This window comes from Nocardia sp. NPDC005746 (genome assembly GCF_040630785.1).
Lineage (GTDB): Bacteria > Actinomycetota > Actinomycetes > Mycobacteriales > Mycobacteriaceae > Nocardia.
In genome coordinates this window covers 53,738-73,903 of record NZ_JBEXYE010000022.1, presented here as the reverse complement: position 1 = coordinate 73,903, position 20,166 = coordinate 53,738, and the positions used below count along the sequence as shown (strand labels likewise).

Sequence of the window (20,166 nt, the reverse complement as noted above, 5' to 3'; positions counted from 1 at the left end):
TGCGAACGATGACACGATGTGGACTGGGCGAGACCGGCGCCGATCTTGGATCGTATCGAAATATGTTGCAATACTGGACATTTCGGGTTCCGAGGGTGATCACGCGGGCGTAAAATGGAGGCATGGATTCGAATGGGGTGACACTCGACGACTGCGGTATCGCCGAACTGGCGGCCGCGGTCTCGACCCTGACCGAATCCGTGCAGGGTGGGAAGATGACGGACTTCTCCGACGAAGACGTTGTGTCGTTGATGCGGCAGCTCGAAACCTGCAAGCGTCAACTCGCCGCCCTCGATACCCGTTTGATCATCGAAGCGGGAGAACGGTCGCTGCACTCACGTAGTGGCGCGGGGAAGATGGTGCCGTTCCTGCGCCACACCCTCGGACTCTCCCGCTACGACGCATCCGTGCGGGTGAAGATCACCCACCACTGCGGCGAATTCGTGCAGCAGACCGGACACATCGCCCCGCCGGTGCTTCCGGTGACGGCCGAGGCATTCGCAACCGGCGAGATCTCGCGCGATCACGTCCGCCACATCATGGACGTGATGAACCACCTCCCGGTTGATGTTCCCGCCGAAGCTCGCGCGGAGGCGGAGCAGATCCTGGTCGACTACTCGCGTCATGGGTGGCCCGATGATCTGTTGAAGATCGGCCGCGGCATCCTCGCCCGCCTGGATCCCGACGGCAAGGTTGTCTCCGATGCGGATCGTCGTCGCCGTCGCGGGATCACCCTGTGCCGCCCCGGCGTGGACGGTATGACGCGCATCGAGGGGTGGATCACCCCGGAACTGCGTGCCTGCCTGGATGCGGTGTTCGCCAAGCTCGCCCGTCCCGGCATGTGCAATGTCGAGGACCCGGAAAGCCCTTCGGCCACGGGTGGGTTCATCGCCGACAGCATCCTCGATGCTGCCGCGCGTCGTGATCGTCGTGACGCCGGGCAGCGGACCCATGATGCGTTGCTGGCGTTGGTGCAGCCGGGTGTGAGCATGCGGACCCTGGGCATGCACCGTGGGCTGCCGGTCGAGGTCGTGCTCACCATGAGCCTCACCGACCTCGAGAACGGCACCGGCGTCGCCACCACCGCGTCCGGCACCCAGATCTCCATCAACGAGGCCCTCAAGATGGCCGAAGGAACCCGCCCGGTGATCGCGGTCCTCGACGGCGACGGGATGCCGCTCTACCTGCGGCGCTCCCGCCGCACCGCCAACCGCGCCCAACGATTGGCGCTCCTGGCCCGGGATAAGGGTTGTACTCGCCCGGGTTGTGAACAACCCGCCAACATGTGCGCCGCCCACCACGTCAATGATTGGGCCAAGGGCGGGCCCACCGACATCAACAACCTGACCCTGGCGTGCGACCACTGCCACGCGTTGATCAATGATGGGCCCGATGGTTGGAAAACCGTTGTGATGGGTAAAGATTCGCCCCACGCGGGCCGGACAGGGTGGATTGCACCGAAGAGTCTTGATCCCACCGGCACCCCACGCGTGAACGACCGTCATCATGTGGGGCAGGCGATCGCCGCTGCCGTCGATTCCAGTTGCCGAACGTGGCACTCACGGGCAGCGTGACACCCGGCTGCTCGTGCCCTGCTGGCGTGCGCAAAGCGACGGGGAGTGTGGTCGCCTCGCCTGCCCTGCCGCACTGGGGCTGACGCCGGGCTGAGATCCGCCACCCGCCGACCCCAGCCCACGGACTGCACGCATCACCTTCTCGAGAAAACACCCAAAGCTCCCTTGCCCTTGCACCGGGACGACGCGCGGCCGAGCCGTGCGGGGGCTGGTAGGTGAGGGGGCCTCGCAAGCTCGGCCACCTCTCTTCCTTCTCCAGGCGTCTTTTGTCTTTGGTCTCGTCTTGATCCTGACTACAGCAGGGCGCGAGCTCGATGCGCCTCGACGGCTTGGCGGGTTTCCTCGGTGACCAGGTCGGCGTTGATGTGGGCGCCTGCCATGGCGCCGGCGGCGGCGGAGTTGCCTACCTGGGCGGAGAGGTCGGTGACGTTTCCCGCCGCCCAGACGCCGGGGACTTCGGTGCGGCCGGTGGCGTCGGCGGGGATGTATTCGCCTGCGCCCGAGGGGTGGAGTGTTGGGGTGAGGCCGAGGTCGATGAGGAAGGCGGCTCGGGCTCGCATGTGGGTGGGGGCGGCGAGGATTTCACGGGGGATGACGGTGCCGTCGGTGAGGCGGACGCCGGACAGATGGTCGGCGGTGACTTCGACCGACGCGATTTCGCCGGAGACGACGCGGATTCCCCTGGCGGCCAGTTGTTCCGATTCCTCCTCGGTGGGCGGGGTGTTGGTGTGGGCGAAGTAGACGATGTCGTCGCTCCACTGGCGGAAGAGCAGGGACAGGTGGATGGCCATGGGGCCCAGGCCCAGGACGCCGATGGGGCGGTCGCGGACCTCCCAGCCGTGGCAGTAGGGGCAGTGGATGACGTCGTGACCCCAGCGGTCGCGCAGGCCCGGAATGGCGGGGAGTTCGTCGACCAGGCCGGTGGTGACGAGCAGACGGCGGGCCCGGACAGTGCGGGCGTCGGCGAGAGCGACGACGAAATCGTCACCGTCCCTGCGGATTCCGGTCACCTCACCGGAGACGATGTGGCCGCCGTAGTCGCGGACCTCCGCGCGGCCGCGGGTCAGTAGTTCGGCGGGCGGGACGCCCTCGCGGGCGAACAGGCCGTGCACCCGGTCTGCGGGGGCGTTGCGCGGGGCGCCCGCGTCGATCACCGCCACCGTGCGGCGGGCCCGGGCGAGCATGAGGGCTCCGTTCAGGCCCGCGGGTCCGCCGCCCACCACCACCACGTCGTAGCTGTCGTTCAGCTGATCGGTCATTGATGACCACCTCCTGCCTACGACCATGCGGACCGCGCGGGCATATCGGCAACCTTCTTTGCCGATGTGGCAAACTGGGGTGATGACCGAGGATATCGACGCAGCCCTGGAAGGGGTGGGCCTACGACTCCGCGAGCTGCGTAAACAACGGGAAACCACACTGGCCGAGCTGTCCACGGAGACGGGGATCTCGGTGAGCACACTGTCGCGACTGGAATCCGGGGCGCGACGGCCCACCCTGGAGCAGCTGCTGCCGCTGGCGCGCGCCCACGGCGTCACCCTCGACGAGCTGGTGAACGCGCCCGACACCGGGGATCCGCGAGTCCACCTGCGGCCCATCACGCGCGGCGGGATGCAGATGCTGCCGTTGACCCGGCGGGCGGGCGGCATCCAGGCATTCAAGATCATCATGGACCCGAAAATCGGTCGCGCCGAACCGAATCCGCAGACCCATGAGGGCTACGAGTGGCTGTACGTCCTCAACGGCCGGTTGCGGATGATCCTCGGCGCGCACGACCTGATCCTGCAACCCGGCGAGGCCGCCGAATTCGATACCCGCGAACCGCACTGGTTCGGCGCGGCCGACGATCAGCCGGTCGAATTCCTCAGCCTGTTCGGCAAACAGGGCGAGCGCGCCCACTTCCGCGCCCGGCCCCGCAAGGACTGATCAGGCCCGGTAGCGGTTTCTGATCAGGCCGGGTAGCGCGGACCGATCAGCGCCAGCGCGGTTTCCACCGCCACCGGAATGATCTCGGTGATGTCGCGCCCGTCCTCCACCGTGGAGGCGATGAGCTCACGGAAGCCGCCGTAGAGGATGGTCGCCATCCGACGGGTCGGCGGGTGCAGGCCCGCGCCCTGGAATTCCGTTGTGCCGGCCAGGGTTTGGATCAGCGTGATGAACGCGTCCGCGGCGTCGCGCTGCAGGTCCCGGGCCCGCTCCCCCAGCGCCGGGATGTCACGGATCCAGGCCAGCGTGATGGGGGTGTCCTCGCGCGAGGCCCCGATCCACGCCTCGATCGCCTGATGGATCTGGGTGTCCCACGGCGCGGCCACGTCCACGGCGGCGTAGATCTGCGCGATGGTGTCGTTGTTGCGTTCGGTCAGCAACGCCACGAAGCAGTCCTGCTTGTCGTCGAAATGCTCGTAGAAGGTGCGTCGCGAGGTCTTGGCCAGGCGCACGATATCGGCGACCGTGGTGTCGCGGTAGCCGCGTTCGCGGATCGCGTCGGCCATGGCATCGAGCAGCCGACGCCGGAAGCCGGACTCGGCGGCGGTGTCGGCGCTGGTGGCGGGGTCGGCGCGGGTCACGAGCATCAGCGTAGTTTGCCCGGATCTCGGTGGGCGCCGCGGCGGTCGGTGTGTTCGCCGCGACGCTGGTCACCGAGGTCAGGCGGTCACCGGTTCGGGCCCGCGATCGGCGCTCGCGGCGCGCACCGAACGGCGGCCGAAGCGGATGGTGCCGTCCTCGATTCGCCCGTGCCGCAAGGTGATCACGTCCTGCGCGTAATTCATGCCCAGCCGCCACGGCGGGCGCGATCCGGCCTTGGGGAAGCGGTCCATCGACCGCAGCACGTAGCCCGCCTGGAAGTCGAGCAGCGGCGTGGTGGTCACCGCCGGGTCCGGCCACGGCGTGGCGTGGCTGTACCCGTGCTCGTCGAGGTGCCGCAGCAGCCGGCAGACGAATTCGGCGACCAGGTCGGCCTTGAGCGTCCAGGAGGCGTTGGTGTAGCCGATGGTGAAGGCGAAATTCGGGACGCCGCTGAGCATCATGCCCTTGTAGGCCATGGTGTCGGACGCCGCGATCTCGCGGCCGTCGACGGTGAGCGCGATGCCGCCCAGCGCCAGCAGATCCAGTCCGGTCGCGGTCACCACGATGTCGGCGGGCAGTTCGGTCCCGGACTCGAGGCGGATGCCGTCCGCGGTGAACCGCTCGATGCGGTCGGTGGCCACCGAGGCGCGTCCGGCGCTGATGGCCTGGAACAGATCCCCGTCGGGCACCAGGCACAGCCGCTGATCCCACGGGTTGTAGCTGGGATTGAAATGCGTGTCGACGTCGTATCCGTCGGGCAGCTGCTTGATGGTGAGGTTGCGGAAGAACCTGCGCATCATGGCCGGTCGCCGCTGGCTGAGCTGGTAGATGACGGTGCCGATGGCCACGTTCTTCCAGCGGGTGACGGCGTAGGCGCGCCGCTCCCCCAGCCATTGCCGCAGCTTGGTGGCGACGGCGTCGACGGTCGGCGCGGACATGATGTAGGTGGGCGAGCGCTGCAACATGGTGACGTGCGCGGCGGTCTCGGCCATGGCGGGCACCAGCGTCACCGCGGTCGCGCCGCTGCCGATCACCACGACCCGCTTTCCGGCGTAGTCGAGTTCGGCGGGCCAGTGCTGCGGATGCACGACCTGTCCGCGGAAGTCGGCCAGACCGGCGAACTCCGGGACGTAGCCCTCGTCGTAGCGGTAGTAGCCGCTGCACAGGTAGAGGAAGTCGCAGGTGATGGTCGAGGCCCTGCCGGCGTGCTCGTATCCGACGGTCCAGCGCGCTTCCTCCGAGTCCCAGGAGGCCCCGGTCACGCTGTGCCCGTAGCGGATTCGCTGGTCGATGCCCGCCTCGGCGGCGGTGTCGCGAATGTAGGACAGGATGGCGGGCCCGTCGGCGATGGCCTCGGCCGCCACCCACGGGCGGAACCGGTACCCGAGGGTGTGCATGTCGGAGTCCGACCGCACGCCCGGATAGCGGAACAGGTCCCAGGTCCCGCCCATGGCCTCGCGAGCCTCGAGGATGGCGTAGCTGCGGTCCGGGAAGGCGTCCTGGAGATGATGCGCCGCCCCGATGCCCGACAGTCCGGCCCCGACGATCAGTACGTCCACGTGTTCGGTCATCGTCCCGCTCCCTTCGCGGCCCGGGTCCGCGCCAGGCCCATCACGACCGACAGCACGTCGAAGTAGTGTGTCGGGGTCACCCGGGTGAGGGTGTCGAACAGATACGCGTCGGGTCCGACGAGGATGCGCGCCTTGCCGCGTTCGACTCCGCGGCAGATGATCTCGGCCGCTTTCTCCGGGCTGGTCATGGTCATGGCCTCGAATTCGGCGGCCATCTGCTCGTGGCTGCGGCCCCGGCCCTCCGGGTCCTGGCGGACGCGTCCGTTGCGGGCGATATTGGTGCGAATGCCGCCGGGGTGCACGGTCACCGCCGAGACGCCGGTCCCTCGCAGTTCCTGGCGCAGCGCGTCGGTGAATCCGCGCACCGCGAATTTCGCCGCGCAGTAGGCGCTCTGGTACGGCATGCCCGCCAGCCCGAACACGCTGGAGGTGTTGACGATCGCGCCGCTGCCCTGGTCGACCAGGATCGGCAGGAAAGCCCGCGTCCCGTTCACGACGCCGTCGAAGTTGATCTGCCGCAGCCATTCGTCGTCCCCGGGCACGGTGTCGAGCACCGAGGAGGACACGGCCACACCGGCGTTGTTGAAGACCGCGGCCAGGGGTGCGGTCAGCCACGCCTTCACTTCCTGGGCGAAGGCGAGCTGGTCGGCGGCGTCGCGCACGTCCAGCACCCGGGTCAGCACCGGCCCGTTCAGTCCGGCCGCGGTCTGCTTCAACCCGTCGGCGTCGATATCGGCGATGGCGACCGGCGACCCACGGCGGGACAGCAATTGGGCCAGTCCCCGCCCGATTCCCGAGGCCGCGCCGGTGATCATGACCGGGTGGCCGGACAGCGGCCTAGAGGTTCGGGGCATCGGAACTCCTGGATTCGGCGGTGCGGATGTGGGTGTCGATGAGGTCGGCGAAGGTGGGCCAGAGCGCGACCGGCAGATCGTGGCCCATGCCCGGCACCGTGTGCAGGCGCGCGCCCGCGATCGCGGCGGCGGTCACCGCGCCGCCGGTGGGGTTCACCATCTGGTCGCGGTCGCCGTGCACCACCAGCGTCGGCGCGGTGATGGTCCGCACCTCGCGAGTCCGGTCCCCGGACTTGAGGATTCCGGCGAGCTGACGGCCCACGCCCGCCGCCGGGCGCGGATCGCGATCCCAGGTGAGGCCCGCCGTGGCCCGGATGCGCGGCTCGTCGAGGGGATATCCGGCCGACCCGATGTGCCGGTACATGCGCACCGCCGCCTCGACATGCTCCTCCCGCGTGCGGGCGGGCTTGGCGAACATGCGAATCCAGGTGGACGGCGCGGGCCGCCCGACGCGCGGCGCGCCCGTGGTGGAGAAGATCGACGTCAGCGAGGACACCCGCTCGGGATGGCGGGCGGCCACGGTCTGAGCGATCATTCCGCCCATCGACATGCCGACCAGATGCGCCGACCGCCAGCCGAGGATGTCGAGCAGTCCGGCGGTGTCGGCTGCCATGTCCCCGAGATCGTATTGCTGTGCGTCCCAGCGCTTGCGGGCCATGGCGAGACCGCCCGGCGGCCGGAACCCGGCGTGGGTGGAGGTGCCGGCGTCGCGATTGTCGAATCGCACCACGTCGTAGCCGCGGACCACCAGCTGCGCGACCAGACCGTCGTGCCATTCGTGTTTCTGCTGCCCGAGTCCGGCGATGAGCAGCAAAGGCACGCCCGCGCCCTGCCGCTCGTAGGTGAGGGTGATACCCCGCCCGACCTCGGCGACCCGCTCGCTCATGCGGTCACCTGCTCGCCGCGTGCGTCCCGCGCGGCGGCGGATTCGTCGGTGACAGTGCTGGATTCGCCCGGCACCGCGCCGGTGTCGCCGGATTCCAGGCCGGTGGTCGGCCGCGGCGCCCTGCGGTACACGACCGCACGCCCCTTCTTCGCGGGAGCCAGCGCGACGCCGCGGAAATGGGTGCGCTCGTCGGGCGCGTCGGTGGGCGCGAGGGTGAAGTCGCGCAGCAGCACCCGCAGCACCACGTTCATCTCCATGGTCGCGAACGCCGCCCCGATGCAGCGGCGCGCGCCGCCGCCGAACGGAATCCAGTTGAACGTCCCCGGCCGCGCGTCGACGAACCGGTCCGGGTCGAAATCGCGCGGGTTGGTGAACAATTCCGGATTGTCGTGCATGAGCCGGATGCTGACCAGGACGTGCTGGCCGCGCGGCAGCGTCCAGCGGCCCAGCCGGAAATCGTCCACCCGCACCTTGCGGGCGGTGGCGTCGATGACCGGGCGCACCCGCTGGACCTCGAGCAGCGTCGCCTCCCGCAGCGCGGAGCCGCCCGCGTCGGTCTCCTCGACCAGGCGCGCCAGGATGTGCGGGTGCCGGCGCAGCCGTTCGACGGTCCAGGCCAGCGAGGTGGCGGTGGTCTCGTGGCCCGCGGTGAGCAGGGTGAGCAGTTCGTCGGCGATCTCGCTCTGCGTCATGGCCGAGCCGTCGTCGTAGCGGGCCTGCAACAGCATGGCCAGTACGTCGTCACGGTCGGCCAGGTGCGGGTCGGCGGCGGCGCGGCGGATGAGCCGTCCCACGATCTCGTCGTAGCTCGCGCGGTGGGCCTGGAACCGCGCCCACGGCCCGAAGCGCCCGAACAATCCCGGCGGCACCGGCAGCGCCGCGAGCGCGGAGGCGACCAGCACCAGTTTCGGGATCACCTCGCGCAATTGCTCGAATTCCGCTCCCTCCGCGCCGAATACGGCGCGCAGGATCACATTGAGCGTGATGCGCATCATCGAATCCATGGTCGCGAATTCGCGCCCCGACGGCCAGGTGGCCATCTCGCGGACGGCCTCCTCCTCGATCAGCGATTCGTAGACCGCCAGCCGCCGCCCGTGGAAGGGCGGGGTGAGCAGTTTGCGCTCCTTGCGGTGCTCCTCACCGCGTCGCGCGAACAGCGAACCGGGGCCCAGGAATTGGCCGAGGTTGATGTCGAGGTTGTCGACCAGATCGGTGTGGGTGGTGAACAGCGCCTTCACCTCGGCGGGGTCGGACAGCACGACGGTGGGACCGAAACGCGGCATCGACACCACGAACGCCGACCCGTAGCGCTGATGCAGCCGCCGCCAGGCGCGGGTGCGCCCGGCCAGGATCTCGATGCCCTGCACGAAGCCCGGCGTCGTCGGTCCGTCGGGCAGTGTCACTGTGGTCATGCGCCATCTCCCAGCGTGGTACCTCTGCGTACCAGCGCGACGGTACGCCCGTGTACCAGGGTGTGGCAAGGGTCACTTTCGCGACATCAGGGGCGATGGGGTGGCGTTTTCGGTTACTGGCCGGTGCCGACGAGCAGCGCGACGATGGCCTGGACGAATCCCTCGATGCGTTCACGGGGGTATACATCCGGTTCACTGACCGCCATCCGGCCCAGCATCTCGGCGATGGTCAGCAGCGAGTTGGTGAGCAGGCCGGAATCGATTCCGGCCCAGCGGGAATCGGTGATGAGGCCCATGCGGACCAGCGCCTCGGCCTGGTCGAAGATGCCCGCGCGGGAGCTGCGGATGGCCTCGCGGTATTCGTCGGGGGCATTGCCGGGACCCGAGAGCAGCAGCCGCCACCGGGTCGGATTGTCCAGGGCCACATCGACGAACGCGCGGACCGAGGCGGAGGCCGCGACCACCGGATCCGCGCCGAGCAGGTCGGTGGGCAGGGTGTCGGCGACCTGCTCGAGGGCGCGTTCGCGTTCGCGTTCGAGCAGGGCGGCGACGAGTTCGGCGCGGGTCTTGAAGACGGTGTACAGCACGGGCTTTCCCACGCCGGCCTCGGCGGCGACGGCCTCCATGCCGAGCTCGTGGAGTTCGACTTTCTCCAGGACCGCGAAGGCGGCGTCGAGCAATTGCGCGCGGCGTTCCTCGGGTGGCAGCCGGGGCGCGTAGCGCCGGCGCGGCCGGTCGGCCGTCATGCCCTCATCCCCTGCCTCCACCTTCATCGGCCCCATTCTGTCATCCCGGATCGCGAGGTCACGCGCCCGTCCAGAGTAAAGCTACGCCACCGTTGTATTCATTCCACGCAATTGCTACGGTGGCGTTGTATTCCATGGGATCGAACCTGCAGAGGAGCCCCCAGTGACCTTCGATCCGACCACCCTCCGCCGCGACGACTACGGCTTCTTCGGCCCGGATTCCCCGAGCTGGAAGGTGTGGACCTCCCCCACCGCCGTCATCGGATTCCAGCGCGCGGTCACCCTCGAGCACTTCGATCCGTTCCTGACCGCGGCGGTCGCCGACACCGGCAAGATCTACTCCGAGCCGCGCGACCGCCTCGACGCCACCTTCGCCTACTTCCTGATCGTGGCCATCGGCGATTCCCGCACCGCCATCCAGGCCTCGGAGCATCTGATGACGGTGCACGCGAAGAACACCGGCATCGAGCCGATCAGCGGCCAGCGCTACAGCGCCAACTCCCCCGAGACCCAGCTGTGGATCCACATCACCGGCTGGCAGTCGGTGCTCAAGGCCTACGAGATGTTCGGGCCCGGACTGACTCCCGAGGAGGAGGCGCAGTACTGGCGCGAGTGCCGCATCGCCGCCGAGCTGCAGACCTGCAGACCTGCAAGCCCGAGGACGTGCCGATCACCCGCGAGGGCGTACGCCAGTACTACGCGGATGTCCGTGCGCGCCTGTGCACTTCGGAAGCCGCCCAGGACGGTATGCGGCAGCTGCTGTTCACCTCGCCCAAGAACGGCGCGGGCTGGACCTACGCGCTCGGCGCGCGGCTACTGTCGTTCGCCTCGATCGCGACCTTGCCGAAGTGGCAGCGCAAGCTGGGCCGGTTCGACCGGCCCGGCTTCGTGGATCTCCTGGTGCGCCCGGCGGGCCGGATCCTGGTGTGGCTGTTCACCCTTTTCGACAAGAAGGGCCTGATCATGGCCGCGCCGATCATCGCGCCGATGGCCGGGCGGATCCTCGAACAGCACATCAAGGGCGAACTGCCCGCGCGGCTGGAAACGGTGACCCCGGCCGATGCCCGCCGCCGCTACGGGACGCGCGGGCATCGGACCGTCACCGCCGCAAGCTGATCCGGCTCAGATCAGCGGTGTGAAGTCGCGGGCGGCCAGGTATTCCGGCCGCGGACCCGGTGCGGAATACGGGTCGCGCAGGGTGTTCTCGACGCTGTTGAACACCAGGAACAGATTCGAGCGCGGGAACGGCGTGATGTTGCCCGAGGACCCGTGCATCAGGTTCGAGTCGAACAGCAACGCCGAGCCCGCCGGACCGGTGAACTGGGTGATGCCGTGCTTGCCCGCCAGGTCGGTGAGCGCCTCCTGGGACGGCACGCCGATCTGCTGTTCCCGCAACGACACCCGGTGATGGTCGGTGGGCGTCTCGCCCTGACACGGCACGAAGGTGCGGTGCGAGCCGGGCATGACCATCAGGCTGCCGTTGAACGGGTAGTTGTCGGTCAGGGCGATCGACAGGCTCACCGCGCGCGGGGCGGACATGCCGTCCTCGGCGTGCCAGGTCTCGAAGTCGGAGTGCCAGTAGAACCCGGCGCCGGTGAACCCGGGCATGTAGTTCACCCGGGCCTGGTGCAGGTAGACGTCCGAGCCGAGGATCTGGCGGGCCAGACCCGCGATCCGGTCCTGGCGCACCAGCTCCCCGATCATCGGGCTGAACCGGTGCACGTCGAAGACCGAGCGCACCCGATGCGAGGCCCGCTCGATGATCACGCGCTCGTCGAGCAGCAGCTCGGGATCGCTGGTCAGGTGCCGCATCTCGGTCGCCACCGCCCGCACCTCGTCCGGGTCGAGCAGCATGTCCAGCACGGCGTAGCCGTTGTCGTCGAACTCGGCCAGGCCGTGGGAGTCGATCGGGCCCCAGACCGTCGGGTCGTCGCGCTCGATGGGCGGCGTCCCGGCGACCGTGCGGGTGCGGTAGCGGTCGATCAATCCGTAGTCGGACAGGGTCATTCGAATCTCCTAGTCGACGGCGACCAGCGGGTAGACACCGTTCTCGTCGTGAACCTCCTGCCCGGTCACCGGCGGATTGAACACGCACAGCATGCGCATCCGGGTGCGGGCGAACAGGCGATGGCGTTCATGGCCGTCGAGCAGATACATGGAGCCGGGGCCCAGCTCGTAGGTGACGCCATGGTCGAGATCGACCAGGGTGCCGTCACCCTCGACCAACCAGACGGCCTCGACGTGATTCCGATAGTGGAATTCGTGGACGGACTCGGCGTCGATGGTGGTCTCGTGGAACGAGAACCCGACCAGGTCGCCGCCCAGCACGATCCGCTTGCTGCGCCAGCCCGGACCCGCGACGTCGCGGTCGGTGCCGGTGATCTCGGCGGTGGTGCGCACGATCATGTCAGCGCCCCCGTCCGCTGCCGACGACATCCAGCGAGGAGGCCAGCAGTTCCAGTCCGTGATCGAGCTCGTACTCGGAAATGGTCAGCGGCGGAAGCAGTTTCACCACCTCGTCCTCGGGGCCGGAGGTCTCGACCAGCAGTCCGCGCTGGAAGGCGGCGGCGCACACCTTCTCCGCCTGCGAGGCGTCGTCGAAGACCAGGCCGTGCACCAGCCCGCGCCCGCGGGCGCTCACGCCGTCGAAGGCGGCGGCCATGCCGGTCAAGGCGCGATCGATGCGCGCGCCCTTGGCCCGGGTGGCCGACTCCAGGCCGTCGTCGGACCAGTAGTGCTCGATGGCGGTGCGAGCGGTCACGAAGGCCGGGTTGTTGCCGCGGAAGGTGCCGTTGTGCTCACCCGGCTTCCACTGGTCCAGTTCGGGTTTGAACAACACCAGCGCCATCGGCAGGCCGTAGCCGCCGATCGACTTGGACAGCGTGACGATATCCGGTGTGATGCCGGCGCTCTCGAAGGAGAAGAACGGGCCGGTGCGGCCGCAGCCCATCTGCACGTCGTCCACGATCAGCAGAATCTCACGCGCGGAGCACAATCCGGCCAGCTTGCGCAGCCATTCCACGCTGGCGATATTGACCCCGCCCTCGCCCTGCACGGTCTCGACGATGACGGCGGCCGGACTGTCCAGGCCGGAGGAGGCGTCGTCGAGGACCCGCTCCATCCATTCGAAGGAGTCGCCCTCGGCGCCGGACAGGTAACCGTCGAAGGGCATCGAGGTGGCGTGCTGCAACGGCACGCCCGCACCCGCCCGCTTGGCCGCATTGCCGGTGACCGACAGCGCGCCCAGCGTCATGCCGTGAAAAGCGTTGGTGAAGTTGAGGATCTCGGTGCGGCCGGTCACCTTGCGGGCCAGTTTGAGCGCCGCCTCGACCGCGTTCGCACCGGTGGGTCCGGGGAACTGCACCTTGTAGTCCAGGCCGCGCGGCCGCAGGATGCGCTCGCGCAGCGATTCCAGCAGTTCGCGTTTGGCGACGGTGGACATGTCCAGGCCGTGGGTCAGGCCGTCGCCCGCGATGTAGTCGAGCAGCGACTGCTTGAGCACCGGGTTGTTGTGGCCGTAGTTGAGCGCGCCCGCGCCGGCGAAGAAGTCCAGGTATTCGCGGCCGGTCTCGTCGCGCAGCCAGGCTCCCGAGGCGGTGTCGAACACCGTCGGCCAGGAGCGGCAGTAGCCGCGCACATTCGATTCCAGATCCGCGAACACGGACAGGTCGGGGGTGGTGGTGATCATCGCGGTTCCTCCTGAGTGGTCACCGGTGCGATGCGGTAGAGATCCTCCGGCTGATGCCCGCCGGGGAATTGATCCGCCGAGAACAAGGTCGTGCGGGTCAGAGCCGCGCCCCGGCGGCGGGCCAGGGCGGCGAACATGGCCACCGACGCCGGATTGTCCGGCGAGATGGTGGTTTCGAGCTGGGTGATGCCGTGCGCGGTGGCGCGTTCCAGCAGGGCGTCGAGCATGTCCACGCCCAGTCCGTGCCCGCGGTGCGGCTGGTCCACGGCCACCTGCCAGACGAACAGGACGTTGGGCCACGCCGGCCGGGTGTAGCCGATGACGAAACCGGCTACCTCGCCGTCGATCTCGGCGACCATCGAGGTGGCCGGGAAATCGCGGCACCACAGCAGATAGGCGTAGCTGGAGTTGGTGTCGAGTACCCGGGAGTTCTCGGCGATCTGCCACATGTGCGCGCCGTCGGCGAGCTCGGGTTCCCGGATCTGGATGGTTTGCTGGGATATCGCGTCAAATTTGCTGATTGAGATCTGCATGACCATCTCAGCCTGACCAAGCAACGTTGAGGTCTTCCATGCGAACTCATTGCGATCTCATGACGATCCGATGACTCCGCGCGGGATCAAAGCGTCAGGGCGGCGTCAACGCGGCATGTCGAGGCGGTAGCCGAGCCCGCGCACCGTCACCACGATGCGCGGATCGGAGGGATCGACCTCGATCTTCGTGCGCAAGCGCCGCACATGGACGTCGACGAGTCGTTCGTCGCCGAAGAAGCCCTCGTCCCAGGCTCTTTCGAGCAGCAGGGTGCGGGTGAGCACGCGGCCCGGATTCGCGGCCAGCTCGCACAGCAGCCGGAATTCGGTGATGGTCAACGGAATCTGCTCCTCGCCCCGCCGCACGGCGCCACCCTCGGGCGAAAGCACCAGCGGCGCAGCCTCGTCGGTGTCGAGCACGATCTCGGTGAGCGGTTCGGTCACCGATTCGTCGGGCAGTCCACCCAGGTGCGGGCGCCGCCGCAGCGCCCGCATGCGCGCGCTGATCTCCTTGATCTCGAAGGGCTTGGTGACGAAGTCGTCGGCCCCCGCTTCCAGGGCGGCGACCACGTCATGGGTGTCGTTGCTGGCGCTGACCACCATGATCGGCACCTCGTGCGCGCGCCGGACCTCACGAATACAGGTGAAGGCGTCCATTTCACCGGACAAGAGGTCCACGACCATCACGTCCGGCGCGCCGTTCACACGCAGCTGTTCCAGCGCAGCCTCACCCGCGCTTGCCTCGGCGACCTCGTATCCTTCCTCTTCCATCGCCGCCCGCAAGGAGCCGCGGACCCCGTAGTCGTCCCCCACGATCATCAGGCTCGCACCCATGTTTCAATTCCTTTTCGCGTTCGACAAAGTCGAATACCCGAACCTTAGTTGCCCGAAACATGCTGGCTTTTGGGGTGTGCGCGCGATAGCTGGCGCGCAATGATGGAATTGCCACACGTCAAACATGCTTTTCGTGCGACTCCGGAGGAAGGCGCGGCTATTCACCCGGTCCGGTAACCCGCAGGTCGCATGTGCGACATTGTGAGAACAGGCACAAGGTGTTTCGAATGCGAAATCGTGGTTTTCGGGCCTATTCCCGGACGGCGATATCGATGACCGGGCCGCGCGCCGGATCCAGCCAGCGCATGAGTCGGTCCAGGTCGGCGGCGGGAACCGCGACGCAGCCCGCGGTCGGGTGGCCGTCGCCGACGTGCAGGAAATAGGCCGATCCGGCCCCCGCGACCACGGGGGCGCGGTTGTAGTCGATGACGACGGCGTGATCGTAGGCCGGGCCCGCGCTCCCCAGATCCTCACCGGCCGATTCGTCGAACGGGCAGCTACCCGGCGCACAACTGTAATGCGTGTTGTAGTACCGCGACGCGGTGTCCGACACCCACCAGTCCGAGGTCGTCACCCGCCGGTACGGCAGCCGCGTGCCATTGTCGGCGGCGATGCCGAAAGCCTCTGTCAGCGACCAGATTCCGGCGGGTGAGCGGGTCGCCGATTCGCCGGCGGGGCCGATGCCCTGCGCGCCGACATCGGCCCGCAACGGTCCGATCGCCCGAACCCACTGCGCCCCAACCCGATCCCATGCGCTGAGGGTGGCCGTGGTCGCGTCGGCCGACTCGGAGATCACGGTGATGACCTGCCCGGCCGGGCCGCTGTAATCGGGTTGATCGTCGGTCTCGGAGTGCCGCCCGCCGCAGCCGACCGTCACGGTCAGCAGGGCCACGGTGACCGCGGCCGCGCTGAGCAGGCGTCGACGGGAGGCGGCCATCAGGACAGGCGGTGCTCTTCGATGTCGGTCGACAGCGTGTTGCCGTTCAACTCCAGATACAGGTGCCGGTCGGTGATCGAGAGCGTGAGCGCGTTGCGGCGCTGCAGGAACGGGGTCGCGTCCTCGATGAAGGTGGGGTCGAACGAGTAGACGCGGATCTCCGAAGCGTGGTGGATCCGCTTGGCCGGGAGCTGCGCCAGTACCTTGACCGGATCCCGGTGGGTGTAGATGACCACGCGGTCGGCCAGTTTGCTGCCCCGGTGGATGCGGGCGGCGTCGGGCGCACCCACATCGATCCAGGCGGTCATGCGGGTGGTGAGATCGCGGATCATCACCGGCGGCTCATCGGTCGAGGAGACGCCGCCGACACTGAACGCGATGCCCTCCTCGTACTCGAGGCAGTAGGCCAGCACCCGGGTCAGCATGTATTCGGCCGTCTCCGAAGGATGCTGGGCGACCCGCAGATCCAACTCCTCGTACACCCCCCGATCGATGTCGGACAGTTGCACGGCGAAGGTATGGAGAGTCGCGTTCAGGGCCATAGTGCTTGCAGCTTAGAACACCCCCGGTTCAGGGCTCGTCGGTGAACCGGCCCGTCGCCAGGGCCGTGTCGCGCAGCCGCGCCGGGAAGCCCGGGCCCAGCCGTGCGGAGATGTCCTCGTGACGCAGCGGTTCGCGGCAGTGCGCGCACACCACCTCGGCGTGGGTGTCGTGGTCGCAGGCGGTGTGGTGGAGCAGCACCGGCTCCCCGGATTCGGGGGCCAGATAGCGGTCGCCCCAGGCCATCATGGCCGCGATCACCGGAAAGAAGTCGCGGCCCTGGGTGGTGAGCCGGTACTCGTGGCGCACCGGACGGTCCTGGTAGGGGACCTTGTCGAGCAGGCCCGCCTCCACCAGCCGGGTCAGCCGCTGGGTGAGGACATTTCGGCTGAGCCCGAGGGTGGATTCGAAATCGTCGAAACGCTTGGCGCCGTAGAAAGCTTCGCGCAGGATCAGCGGCGTCCACCAGTCGCCCAGCAGGTCGACGGTGCGGGCGACGGTGCACGGCCAGTTCGCGAAACTCGTACGTTTCATGTGGTCACGGTATCCAGGCGGGCGGGAACGTACTTGTGCCAGGGGGTGCCGACCCATTCGTCGCGATCCTCGACCGAGGTCAGTTCGTTGGGCGCGGTCCCGGTGGTGACCGGGGTGCCGTCGGCGTCGGCGACCGAGAGGCCGAAACCGTTGGGCAGCGACAGGTGGCCCGAGCGCATCCGGTCGGTGGGTTCGACGGGCACGCGCGCGGTGCCGCGGCGGGTGGTGACCTGCACCAGGTCCCCGGCGGTGAGCCCGAGCCGTTCGGCGTCGCCGGTGCTGATGCGCAGGGTTCCGGCCGCATCGCGCTTGCGCCAGGCCGGGTCGCGGAAGATGGTGTTGGCGGTGAAGGCCCGCCGCTCCCCGGCGGAGAGGACGAACGGCCAGGCGGCGGGGTCGTCGGCGGCGGGCTCGGGCAGGGTGGCGACCACCTCCAGCAGCTCGGGCACCTCCAGCCGGATCACCTTGTCGCGCACCCGGTTCCAGGTCTCCTCGTAGTCGTCCTCGGAGATCACGATGCCGTGCTTGCCCGTCAGGATCGCCTCGAACAGCCGCTCCCCGGCGGCCAATCCGGTGCCGTACCCGGCACGCTCGACGCTGGCCGGGAACTTGCGGACCATGTTGTAGGCGGCCGCCCACAGCAGCGCCGCCGACGCCGCGCCATCGGGCAGGGTCTCCCCCAGCGTCCGGTACAGCAGCACGGGAGCCAGTTTCGAGCGGGCCGGATCGCCCAGAATGCCCAGGAAGGCCATGGCGAACGCCTCCCGGCCCTGGGCCAGCGCGGCCCGTAGCGGCGCGTAATCGGCCTCGCCCAGCACGCCCGCGGCCTCGACCAGGCGGGCGTGGATCTCGGGTTCGGGCAGCACGCCCTCCGGGGCGGCCAGCACCGGGTGGCGCAGGTGGAAGATATTGCGCGGGAAGTCGAAGTTGAAGAAGGTGGCCTCGAACTTCTCGAACTGGGTGGGCGCGGGCAGCACGTAGTCGGCCTCGCGGGCGGTCTCGGTCATGGCGACGTCGATGACGACCACCAGTTCCAGCGCCCGCAGCGCCTCGCGCATGCGGGCCGAATCGGCCAGAGAGTGTGCGGGATTGGCGCTCTCGATGAACATGGCCCGGTAGCGCGCGGGGTGGTCGGTGAGGATCTCCTCGCTGATCACATTGCACGGCACCAGCCCGCTCACGATCTGCGCGCCCGCCACCGGGCTCTTGGGGCCCTCGCCGGCCGGATGGCCGCGGTCGTGGCCGAGATTGCTCAGTCCGGTGAAGGCGTATTGGGTGCCGGGCTTTCCGACATTGCCGGTGAGCAGCCACACCAGCTTCTCGACATAACTGACCACGGTCGAGTACCGGTTCATCTGCACGCCGAGGTCCTCGAGCGCAGCCACCGATTCGGCCGCCGCCAGCCGGTGCGTCGCCGCGGTCACCAGCTCCGGGTCGACATCGGCTATAGCGCAGTACTTCTCGATCGGCACCGCCCGCAGCACCTCGAGGACGGCGTCGAGTCCGGTGGTGTGGGCGGCCAGCCACTCGCCGTCGAGGAGGTTGTCGCGCACCAGGATCGCGGCCATGGCCGTGAGCAGGTACACATCGGTGCCGGGCTTGAGCTGCAGGTGGAAGTCGGCCAGTTCCGCGGTCTCGGTGCGGACCGGATCCAGCACGATCATGGACCGGGCGGGATCCTTGGCGATCTCCTTGAGCACGGTGCGCGCTCGCGGGAAGCCGTGCGACTGATAGGGATTCTTGCCGATGAAGAACGCCACCTCGGCGTGCTCGACATCGGCGCGCATCGGGTAGCCCGTCATGCGCGCGCCCACCCAGAAGTCGCCGGTCTTCTCCTGCGCCAGCGCGCTGGAGCGGTACTTCATGCCGAAGGCGGCCATGGTCGCCGGGGCGTACGCGCCGCCCAGGTGATTGCCCTGACCGCCGCCGCCGTAGTAGAAGATCGACTCCCCGCCGAAGTGGTGGCCGATCTCGAGCAGCCGAGCCGAGATCTCGGAAATCGCGGTGTCCCAATCGATTTCCTCGAAGCTGCCGTCGGCGCGTCGGCGCAGCGGCGAGGTCAGGCGGCCGGTGCGCCCGTTCTGGTAGCGGTCCAGCTGCAGAGCCTTGTTGCAGGTGTAGCCCTCCGAGGCGGGATGCAGCTTGTCTCCGCGGATCTTCTCGAAGGACCGGCCGTCCGGGCCGAGCAGCACCTGGATGCCGCAGTTGCACTCGCACAGGATGCAGGCCGTGGGCCGCCACTCCGTCATGTGAGCAGCGTAACTCGAGTCAGTTCACTAGCGCTACTAACTCAGAGATCCTTGACCACGATCCCGAACGCATGCGCGAACACCGGGGCCAGCTCGAGCAGCTGAGTATTGGTGACCAGCGCGCCCGACAGCGACTCGACACCGCTGGAGACGCCGATCGACCGGGCCTGGCGCAGATCCACCTGCTTCAGCTTCGCGTTGCGCAGCGACAACCCGGAGATCTCCGAGCCCGGGAAGCTCACCGAGGTCGCCTTGGCCTCGCTGATGTCCACATCGCGCAGCACGCAGTCCACGAACGAGACGTCGGTGAGCGTCGCGCCGCGCAGATTCACCGAATCGAACTTGCAGTTGTGGAAGCTCACCCGGCGCAGCACCGAACCGAACGCCTCCACCCCCGACAGCGCGGCCATCACGAATTCCGCGTCCATCCAATTGGTTTCGGACAGATCGGTGCGGATCCAGCGGGTGCTGTTGAGCCAGACGTCGTTGAAGCGCGAATACCGGAAGAAGCCGCCGTTCACGGTGGTGGCCGAGATGGCGCACTCGGTGAAGGCGACCCCGCGCAGCTGCGGGTCGTCCAGGGACAGGCCGTCGAAATGCGCGCAGTCGTACGCGCCTTCGTCGCGCAGCGCGTCCTGCGGCTCCAGGAAACGGGCGAAGGGCAGGTCGGCCAGCTCACGCGGCATTATCGGGCTCCTTGCTGTGGAGATGACGAGCTCGGATCGGCGAACACGCCCGACTGTATGCCCGTCAGCGCGGCGCGGTTTCGCCGGAGGTCAGTGCGGCGAGCAGATCGCGCAGGGTATAGCGCTGTTCCGGGGTGAGGGCGGCGAACATCTCCTCGGCGGCGTCGCGCCGAGCCGCGAACATGCGGTCGAGCGCGTCGCGACCGGCGGCGGTCGGGGTCACCAGGGTGGCGCGGCGATTGGCCGGATCCGCTTCGCGGGCAACCAGACCGGCGGCCACCAGCGCGTCGACCACGGTGGTGGCCGAGCGCGGCACGATGCCCAGATGTTCGGCCAGCGCCGACATACGCAGCGGTTCACCCCCGCGCTCGGCGGCGCGGCCGATGATGCGCAGCGCGCGGGCCTGAGCCGGGGTCAGGCCCAGCGGGGACAGTCGCGTGGCCTGGGTGCGGTGCAGGCGTTTGGTCGCGCGCAGGAACAGGTCGGCGAGGTCGTCCTCGCGGGGTTCCCCGGTGGCGCGCGGCTGGTCCGCGGGCGTGCTCGACATGATTCAGAGC

At 68.6% G+C, this 20,166-nt stretch carries 20 protein-coding genes and 1 pseudogene; 3 read left to right on the top strand and 18 right to left on the bottom strand.

The features are described from left to right. Nucleotides 1-122 precede the first annotated feature (122 nt). Nucleotides 123-1,574: a DUF222 domain-containing protein gene (locus tag ABZ412_RS30825; RefSeq protein WP_357287168.1), complete on the top strand. Its 1,452-nt coding sequence runs from the start codon at nt 123-125 to the stop codon at nt 1,572-1,574. 293 nt (nt 1,575-1,867) lie between these two features. Here ABZ412_RS30825 and ABZ412_RS30820 read toward each other — a convergent pair whose 3' ends face one another. Beyond that, a complete protein-coding gene (locus tag ABZ412_RS30820; RefSeq protein ID WP_357287166.1) occupies nt 1,868-2,833 on the bottom strand; it encodes an NAD(P)/FAD-dependent oxidoreductase in 966 nt (321 codons plus the stop codon). An 82-nt stretch (nt 2,834-2,915) separates the two neighbouring features. Between ABZ412_RS30820 and ABZ412_RS30815 the strand changes: the two genes are divergently transcribed. Next, nucleotides 2,916-3,500, top strand: coding sequence for an XRE family transcriptional regulator (locus ABZ412_RS30815; RefSeq protein ID WP_357287164.1), 585 nt, complete (start codon nt 2,916-2,918; stop codon nt 3,498-3,500). Nucleotides 3,501-3,523: 23 nt separating this feature from the next. On the opposite strand, the gene ABZ412_RS30810 is transcribed toward ABZ412_RS30815, so the two are convergent. The 6 genes from ABZ412_RS30810 to ABZ412_RS30785 form a co-directional block, all read right to left on the bottom strand. After that, on the bottom strand, nt 3,524-4,141 hold the full coding sequence (locus ABZ412_RS30810) for a TetR/AcrR family transcriptional regulator (protein ID WP_357287162.1): 618 nt from the start codon (nt 4,139-4,141) through the stop codon (nt 3,524-3,526). Between the two features lie 78 nt (nt 4,142-4,219). Next, the gene (locus ABZ412_RS30805) at nt 4,220-5,713 is read right to left on the bottom strand and encodes an NAD(P)/FAD-dependent oxidoreductase (RefSeq protein WP_357287160.1); all 1,494 of its coding nucleotides are present in this window, start codon (nt 5,711-5,713) and stop codon (nt 4,220-4,222) included. Next, on the bottom strand, nt 5,710-6,567 hold the full coding sequence (locus tag ABZ412_RS30800) for an SDR family NAD(P)-dependent oxidoreductase (RefSeq protein WP_357287158.1): 858 nt from the start codon (nt 6,565-6,567) through the stop codon (nt 5,710-5,712). Before ABZ412_RS30800 ends, ABZ412_RS30805 begins: the two co-directional genes overlap by 4 nt. Then, nucleotides 6,551-7,453 (bottom strand): alpha/beta hydrolase, encoded by a 903-nt coding sequence (locus ABZ412_RS30795; protein WP_357287156.1) that lies wholly within the window; start codon nt 7,451-7,453, stop codon nt 6,551-6,553. Before ABZ412_RS30795 ends, ABZ412_RS30800 begins: the two co-directional genes overlap by 17 nt. Continuing rightward, nucleotides 7,450-8,865, bottom strand: coding sequence for a cytochrome P450 (locus ABZ412_RS30790; RefSeq protein ID WP_357287154.1), 1,416 nt, complete (start codon nt 8,863-8,865; stop codon nt 7,450-7,452). The genes ABZ412_RS30795 and ABZ412_RS30790 overlap by 4 nt, the downstream gene beginning before the upstream one ends. A gap of 113 nt (nt 8,866-8,978) precedes the next feature. Beyond that, the gene (locus tag ABZ412_RS30785; RefSeq protein WP_357287151.1) at nt 8,979-9,638 is read right to left on the bottom strand and encodes a TetR/AcrR family transcriptional regulator; all 660 of its coding nucleotides are present in this window, start codon (nt 9,636-9,638) and stop codon (nt 8,979-8,981) included. Between the two features lie 112 nt (nt 9,639-9,750). Between ABZ412_RS30785 and ABZ412_RS30780 the strand changes: the two are divergent. Then, nucleotides 9,751-10,727: pseudogene (locus tag ABZ412_RS30780) on the top strand (oxygenase MpaB family protein). 6 nt (nt 10,728-10,733) lie between these two features. Here ABZ412_RS30780 and thpD read toward each other — a convergent pair. The 11 genes from thpD to ABZ412_RS30725 form a co-directional block, all read right to left on the bottom strand. Beyond that, nucleotides 10,734-11,618, bottom strand: coding sequence for an ectoine hydroxylase (gene thpD / locus ABZ412_RS30775; RefSeq protein ID WP_357287148.1), 885 nt, complete (start codon nt 11,616-11,618; stop codon nt 10,734-10,736). 9 nt (nt 11,619-11,627) lie between these two features. After that, entirely contained in the window at nt 11,628-12,017 is a 390-nt protein-coding gene (locus ABZ412_RS30770) for an ectoine synthase (protein ID WP_357287145.1), read from the bottom strand. A 1-nt stretch (nt 12,018) separates the two neighbouring features. Then, nucleotides 12,019-13,299, bottom strand: a complete 1,281-nt coding sequence (gene ectB / locus ABZ412_RS30765) for a diaminobutyrate--2-oxoglutarate transaminase (RefSeq protein WP_357287143.1) — start codon at nt 13,297-13,299, stop codon at nt 12,019-12,021. Further along, complete coding sequence (ectA, locus tag ABZ412_RS30760; protein ID WP_357287140.1) at nt 13,296-13,832, bottom strand: diaminobutyrate acetyltransferase; 537 nt, start codon at nt 13,830-13,832, stop codon at nt 13,296-13,298. Before ectA ends, ectB begins: the two co-directional genes overlap by 4 nt. A gap of 105 nt (nt 13,833-13,937) precedes the next feature. Beyond that, nucleotides 13,938-14,663, bottom strand: coding sequence for a response regulator transcription factor (locus ABZ412_RS30755; RefSeq protein WP_357287137.1), 726 nt, complete (start codon nt 14,661-14,663; stop codon nt 13,938-13,940). A 250-nt stretch (nt 14,664-14,913) separates the two neighbouring features. Next, nucleotides 14,914-15,600 (bottom strand): L,D-transpeptidase family protein, encoded by a 687-nt coding sequence (locus ABZ412_RS30750; RefSeq protein WP_357287134.1) that lies wholly within the window; start codon nt 15,598-15,600, stop codon nt 14,914-14,916. After that, entirely contained in the window at nt 15,600-16,142 is a 543-nt protein-coding gene (locus ABZ412_RS30745; protein WP_357287133.1) for a YaeQ family protein, read from the bottom strand. Before ABZ412_RS30745 ends, ABZ412_RS30750 begins: the two co-directional genes overlap by 1 nt. A 28-nt stretch (nt 16,143-16,170) precedes the next feature. Continuing rightward, complete coding sequence (locus ABZ412_RS30740) at nt 16,171-16,674, bottom strand: helix-turn-helix domain-containing protein (protein WP_357287130.1); 504 nt, start codon at nt 16,672-16,674, stop codon at nt 16,171-16,173. Then, nucleotides 16,671-18,923, bottom strand: a complete 2,253-nt coding sequence (locus tag ABZ412_RS30735) for a molybdopterin-dependent oxidoreductase (RefSeq protein WP_357287127.1) — start codon at nt 18,921-18,923, stop codon at nt 16,671-16,673. Before ABZ412_RS30735 ends, ABZ412_RS30740 begins: the two co-directional genes overlap by 4 nt. Nucleotides 18,924-18,964: 41 nt before the next feature. Then, nucleotides 18,965-19,609, bottom strand: a complete 645-nt coding sequence (locus ABZ412_RS30730; RefSeq protein WP_357287125.1) for a pentapeptide repeat-containing protein — start codon at nt 19,607-19,609, stop codon at nt 18,965-18,967. 64 nt (nt 19,610-19,673) lie between these two features. Next, nucleotides 19,674-20,156 carry a MarR family transcriptional regulator gene (locus ABZ412_RS30725; RefSeq protein ID WP_357287122.1) on the bottom strand — a complete coding sequence of 161 codons (483 nt, stop codon included), beginning with the start codon at nt 20,154-20,156 and terminating at the stop codon, nt 19,674-19,676. Nucleotides 20,157-20,166: the final 10 nt, after the last annotated feature.